Origin of the sequence: Phyllobacterium sp., from assembly GCF_037994405.1 — a bacterium.
Taxonomy (GTDB): domain Bacteria; phylum Pseudomonadota; class Alphaproteobacteria; order Rhizobiales; family Rhizobiaceae; genus Phyllobacterium.
The window spans coordinates 1-5,979 of sequence record NZ_JBBNAN010000295.1; the positions used below are offsets into that span (position 1 = coordinate 1).

Below are 5,979 nucleotides of genomic sequence, written 5' to 3' on the forward strand. Positions count from 1 at the left end.
ACGACTCTATGAGGTGACGCAGATCAAGGGCGATGGCGAGACGCATCCCTTCCTGTCGCCGAATGACGAGTTCGCCAATTTCGAGCGCTGGGACAAGGGTAATCTCGACCTGACTGTCGCGAAGACACCCGATATGTTCGAATACGAATATGCCCGCTCGGCCTTCAAGAACGGCCTCAAGCTCGAGCAGAAGCTAGGCGTCAACCCCTATAAGTTTGGACTGGTGGGATCGACCGACGCCCATACCGGCCTAACGGCGGTCGAGGAGGACAACTTCTTCGGCAAGACATCGAGCAGCGAGCCGAGCGCGGAGCGGGCTTCGCACCCCTTCGTGAAGCAAGGCGATCGCGTTATCATGGGATGGGAGCAGACGGCCTCCGGCTACGCGGGCGTATGGGCGACCGAAAACACGCGCGAGGCGCTTTTCGATGCAATGCAGCGCCGCGAGACCTATGCCACGACTGGTCCCCGGATGCTGGTCCGCTTCTTCGGTGGCTTCGACTTCGAAGCAAGTGATGCCAATACGCGCAGTCCTGCGATCTCGGGCTATACCAAGGGCGTGCCGATGGGCGGTGACATTGGACCGGCTCCGGCCGGAAAGGTCCCAACCTTCCTCGTCGCGGCGCTGAAAGACCCGATTGGTGCCAATCTCGACCGATACCAGATCGTCAAGGGTTGGCTGGACGCGGCCGGCGAAGTCCATGAAAAGGTATACGACGTTGCATGGTCGGGAGATCGCAAACCGGGTGCTGACGGCAAACTGCCGCCTGTCGGCGACACGGTGGACATCGCCAACGCAACGTGGAGCAACACAATCGGCGCGCCCGAGCTAATCGCGGTGTGGAAGGATCCCGAATTCGATGCAGCCCAGCGCGCCTTCTATTACGGCCGTGTCATCGAAATTCCAACGCCGCGCTGGACCGCGTACGATGCGAAATATTTCGGCATCAATATGCCATCGGAAGTAACGATGAAGATGCAGGAACGGGCCTATACCTCGCCGATCTGGTACAGCCCATCGAGGTAAATTCGAGCACTGCAAGGCAACCTTGAAATTCGGGCGGGAACCTAAGCGAACTGTTTGTTTCAAGGTGAGGCAGAGAGCCGTTTGACCGCTCTTGGCCCAAGGGAGGCACGGATCGCCGACATTAGGGGCTTGATACGAGCCGCTTGTGCGGACTGCCGCTGTTCAAAGCCGTCGCAAAGTATGAAAGTGGTAACGGCTGGCCGAGCTTCACCGCGCCCGTCGCTCAAGATCATCTCCGGACATTTTTGCGCTCGTTGCGGTGCGCACCAAGAGCATGTCCTTCCGGACGGCCCGCCTCCGACCGGGAGCGCTTTTGCATAAGTTCAGGATCGCTTGAGTTCACACCTAATGGAGAACTGCTTCCCGACAAACTCCGCCGAGGTGGTCCCGAAGGCGAACCATGGAGTAGCTGAACGATGCTCTTATCCATGTCACCACTACGGCCAGGATCTTGACGATTTCCAAGCCACAGAAGCGACGAAGCCCGCTTCAGCGAGAGCCAGTCGCGGTCGAGGATCGATTGCTTGTTTTTGGCGAGCCACTGAGGTTGGATGACCACGAACTAGGTTTTGGCAGCAGTGGCTGCAAACCAATCCATCGCGTCGAAGTTTGCGACACGACCCTCCAGAACAACCTCGACATTTCGCAATTTTCCGCCTTCTTTCCGATGTTTAGCCGCTTTCAATCCTGGGTCGCACCGTTATCATGCATTTGATCGGCATGGTGGTTTGTGGCGGTGCGCTGTTCTTCATCGCATTAGTCGACGCATCGATCGTCAAAGGCGCGCATAAGGTCAAGATGATTCACCAAACACCGCTCATTGCCACTTTAGTCACAGCCTTAGGGCTTGCATTCGTTTTTGGAACGATTGCGAACAGGATTCGGCTGCCCTCCATCATCGGCTACCTCATCGCAGGCGTTGTGATAGGACCTTTCACGCCCGGCTTCATTGCAGACCAGATGCTTGCGCAACAACTCGCCGAGGTCGGCGTTCTGCTCCTGATGTTCGGGGTCGGGCTTCATCTTTCAATGGAGGAACTGCTCTCGGTGCGAGCGATTGCGGTACCCGGCGCTCTTGGCCAAATTGGGATCGTCTCCCTGCTCGGCGGCGGATTGGCCCATTTGATGGGCTGGAGCATCGGAGCGGCCATAGTGTTTGGCCTCTCGCTGTCGGTTGCGAGTACTGTCGTTGTTTTGAGGACCTTGGACGAGCGCAGATTGCTGGAAACTGAGCGGGGGCGCATCGCGATTGGTTGGTTGATCGTCGAGGACATAGGCGTCATCCTCGCGCTTGTGTTGTTGCCCCTTTTCGCCGACGCTCTTGGAGGACTGGGGCAAGGTACGACGCAACCCACTGAACTATTCGGCCGGTTCGAGACGCAAACAGTTTGGAGTGCGCTCGGCCTCACTGTCATCAAGATCGCTGCGTTTGTGCTGCTTATGGTGGTAGTTGGAAAGCGGGTAATCCCATGGGTTCTCCATTACGCAGCCCACACCGGTTCGCGAGAACTCTTTCGGCTGGCAGTGTTGGCCGTCGCTCTCGGGGTCGCCTATGGGGCTGCGGAATTATTCGGCGTTTCCCTTGCACTCGGAGCGTTCTTTGCAGGCGTGATTCTTGCTGAGTCGCGGCTAAGTCAGCGGGCGGCGCAAGAAACCCTCCCGTTCCGTGACGCGTTTGCGGTTCTGTTTTTTGTTTCTGTCGGGATGTTGTTCGATCCGACAATCCTCGTGCGCGAGTCGGTCCCGGTCGTTGGCACGTTCCTGGTCATTGTCGTCGGCAATGCCATCGTTGCGTTCGCCATAACGCTTGCTCTGCGCTATCCGCTTCGCACCGCGCTGACGATGGGCGCGAGCATGTCACAGATTGGCGAATTTTCCTTCATCCTCTCCGGGCTCGGAGTCGCTCTCAAGCTACTGCCAGACGAGGGCCGTGATCTCATTCTGGTTGGTGCGATTCTTTCGATTCTCGTCAATCCGTTGCTCTTTGCTGCTCTGAACCGCGCCATGCCGTGGCTCACCGAGCGTGAGCAACAAAATACGCCTGATCAGCCCGCTCCTCCTGCAAGAGCAGGTGAAGCGAATACTACCGAGCTCACCGGTCATGCTGTCTTGGTTGGTCATGGCCGCGTTGGAAGCCGTGTAGCCGAAGCAATACTTGCGGACCGTCTGCCCTTGCTCGTTATTGAAGAGCGACAGGAAGTTGTTGAGCAGCTGCGTGCCCGCGGCATAGAGGCGTTTTCCGCAAATGCCTTGCAACCTGATATCTTGAGCGCCGCGAACCTCTCGCAGGCACGATGGTTTATTAGTGCCATCCCCAATCCTTTCGAAGGTGGCAATCTCATCCAGCAGGCCCGGGCTGCAAATCCGAATCTGGAGATCATCGCACGTGCTCACTCTGACGCTGAGGTTGAACATCTTGGCAAGTTTGGAGCCAACCTCATCATCATGGGAGAGCGGGAAATAGCGCGCGGCATTATTGAACACATTCGGAAGAGCCGTAAAAAGTCGTAAAAGCCGCAAGCCTGCAGACGGCGGAGGTGCAGAACGGCCATTACTGGATGACCGTTCTTGGCACGCGAAGCGGAAATTTATTTCGGTCTTATACCGCAGGGGTTAGCTGTTTCGGCGCGAATTCAACTGGCGTCATGCGTCCGAAGAGATCAATAAGCGCGATCACTCTGCCGGCGTTTGTAACTGCATCGACAACGCCGCCGAACGTAGCAAAAGGGTTTCCTCTTTCGGTGACGAAAATCGATCGACCAGGAGAGAACTCACTTTCTGTTGTCGAGTTTTTCGAACTCGCATCTTCCATCGACGAAGCATCTTCTGTCTGCGAGAACTGTCGTGTGAATTCGATCCATTTCCTCTCCGCCTTCAAATTTCTTTCGAAGCGACGTAAACTCCCAACGGTGGAGGAAGCCTTGGCAGAAATAACAAAACGCACTCTCCCTGCACCAATATTCCGGCGGGCGGGGGAGCGGATCGGACGGGCGGCATGAACGAGGCGAACGGGAATTTGCGCGACAGTTCAGGCGCGGCGGTACGGCCGCCGATCGTCTGGGCGCTCGCGGCGATCACCGGGCTCGCGCTCGACTGGCTCTATCCGCTGCCGTTCCTGCCGGCGGCCGTGCCAGCTGGTTGGCTCGGCGGCATCGTGTTTCTCGCCGGCCTGGCGCTGCTGATCTGGGCAGCGGCGACCTTCCGCCGCGTGGGGACGCAGATCCAGACCACCCAGCCGACTTCGACGATCGTCGACGAGGGGCCCTACGGCTTCACACGCAATCCAATCTATATCGGCATGTTCCTCGGCCTCATCGGCCTGGCCGTCGCCTTCGACAGCCTGTGGCTCTTCGTCCTGTTGGTGCCGTTCTATCTCGTCATCCGCTACGGCGTGGTCGCCCGCGAGGAGGCCTATCTCGAGCGGAAGTTCGGTGACGTCTATCTCGCCTATAAGGGCCGCGTCAGGCGGTGGCTGTAGCGAGACGAACAAGGGCAACCTGCCGGAACTCGAATGTCGGGAACAGGGCCGATTCCTGCCGTCCACCAAGGGATCCCCTTGCGGACCTGCTCAGCGGGAGAGCGAATATCGAGCGAAAATTGTTAAAGGAAAATCCCGACACAGAGGAGTTCAGCCATGAGCAAAGATGCCTTCAACATGTCGATCCGCAAGTTCCTGAAGGAAGTCGGCGTCACTTCACAGCGCAAGATCGAGGAGACGGTGCGCGAAGGGCAGATCGGCGGCAAGAAGCTGAAGGTCCGCATGACGTTGACGGCCGAAGGCACAGGCCTCACCCACGTGGTGGACGGCGAGATCGAACTTCCGTAAGCCCGGCGAAGCGATCAAGCGACTCGTCCGACGCGGCCGAAGCAAAGCCGGCTGGTGCAGTTTGGGAGCTTTTGTCGACATTGTCCGACGAGCTAGAATCGGACGATCCGGACAGAGAACGGCGCATCAGGGTACAGACAAATGCGCCCAGCTATCGAGGTAGGCCCAATCGAGGGATATCGATTAAAATGATCTGGGCTGACCTCGCAATCACTGCTGGGAAGCGGTCATTACGTCGGTCTTATACCGCGGGGGTGAGTTGTCTCGGCTCGAATTCAACTGGCGTCATGCGTCCGAAAAGTTCGATAAGCGCTAAAACCCTTCCCGATTTGGTAACCTCATGAACAACGCCTCCAAACCTTGCAAACGGATTCATGCTGTCCGACACTAAAATGCCCTCTCCTTTCGGGAACTGCATTTCCCTTCCTCGACTTGGCCTCTACCTTGCGATGAATGCGGGCGGCGCGGGTGTCATCGAATTGCATGTCGACTTCGGCATAGATCGCTTCGACAATCGCGGCATGAGCGGGCTCTTCTCCCGCAGATCGAAAAGTCCGGTGTTCGCCCCGATCCGGACCCCGCCATCATCGGATTGCGTTCCCGAAAGCGGCCGTTCACGCGAACCGCCGGTCCTCACCCGCTTCCGCCGTTCCAGACTTTTGTTGCGTCACCTCAAAGCGGGCCAGAGCAGCCACACGCTCAGGCTGATCGCAGCCGGGGAAAACGGTATCGAGTTCGATCGGGCGCCGATTGATCCGGCCCCATCGAGCGCATGCGCCGAGGTTGCAATCAGCGACTCCATCGGAATACCGCCGCACTTGTTACTCCCACCGTTCGATTTCCGGTGCTAAAACTATCTCACGACCAACAACGAGCGATGAGCAGCGAATGGAATTGCGCTTCAGCCTCGAGGCGCGGGAATTCGCCCAAATTAGGAGGTTTCAAAAGCCATGACTACATCAGCCGAGAACGGACGGATAGGTGGACAGCCTGCCATGCACACACCACCGGTCGTGTCGCCGCAGGCGTGGGAGGCGGCCCGCGAGCAGCTGCTCGTGAAGGAAAAGGCCCAGACCCGCGCCCGTGACGCCTTGGCCGCCGAGCGGCGGCGAATGCCGTGGATGGC

At 58.1% G+C, this 5,979-nt stretch carries 7 protein-coding genes and 1 pseudogene; 7 read left to right on the forward strand and 1 reads right to left on the reverse strand.

Annotated features, from left to right (window positions below):
* The 3 genes and pseudogenes from AAAC48_RS16500 to ybaL all read left to right on the forward strand — a co-directional run.
* On the forward strand, window positions 1-1,027 hold a 1,027-nt coding region (locus AAAC48_RS16500), incomplete at its 5' end, for a DUF3604 domain-containing protein (RefSeq protein ID WP_340655221.1).
* A 125-nt stretch (window positions 1,028-1,152) separates the two neighbouring features.
* A pseudogene (locus AAAC48_RS16505) lies at window positions 1,153-1,440 on the forward strand (peptide-methionine (R)-S-oxide reductase); the annotation flags it as partial.
* A 385-nt stretch (window positions 1,441-1,825) separates the two neighbouring features.
* Entirely contained in the window at window positions 1,826-3,538 is a 1,713-nt protein-coding gene (gene ybaL, locus AAAC48_RS16510) for a YbaL family putative K(+) efflux transporter (protein ID WP_340655226.1), read from the forward strand.
* 88 nt (window positions 3,539-3,626) lie between these two features.
* Here ybaL and AAAC48_RS16515 read toward each other — a convergent pair whose 3' ends face one another.
* Window positions 3,627-3,971: a hypothetical protein gene (locus AAAC48_RS16515; protein ID WP_340655222.1), complete on the reverse strand. Its 345-nt coding sequence runs from the start codon at window positions 3,969-3,971 to the stop codon at window positions 3,627-3,629.
* Window positions 3,972-4,022: 51 nt separating this feature from the next.
* Between AAAC48_RS16515 and AAAC48_RS16520 the strand changes: the two genes are divergently transcribed.
* The 4 genes from AAAC48_RS16520 to AAAC48_RS16535 form a co-directional block, all read left to right on the forward strand.
* A complete protein-coding gene (locus tag AAAC48_RS16520) occupies window positions 4,023-4,505 on the forward strand; it encodes an isoprenylcysteine carboxylmethyltransferase family protein (protein WP_340655223.1) in 483 nt (160 codons plus the stop codon).
* A gap of 156 nt (window positions 4,506-4,661) precedes the next feature.
* Window positions 4,662-4,853 carry a DUF6494 family protein gene (locus tag AAAC48_RS16525; RefSeq protein WP_340655224.1) on the forward strand — a complete coding sequence of 64 codons (192 nt, stop codon included), beginning with the start codon at window positions 4,662-4,664 and terminating at the stop codon, window positions 4,851-4,853.
* Between the two features lie 374 nt (window positions 4,854-5,227).
* Entirely contained in the window at window positions 5,228-5,704 is a 477-nt protein-coding gene (locus AAAC48_RS16530; protein WP_340655225.1) for a hypothetical protein, read from the forward strand.
* A 99-nt stretch (window positions 5,705-5,803) separates the two neighbouring features.
* On the forward strand, window positions 5,804-5,979 hold a 176-nt coding region (locus AAAC48_RS16535; protein WP_340655227.1), incomplete at its 3' end, for a DUF899 family protein.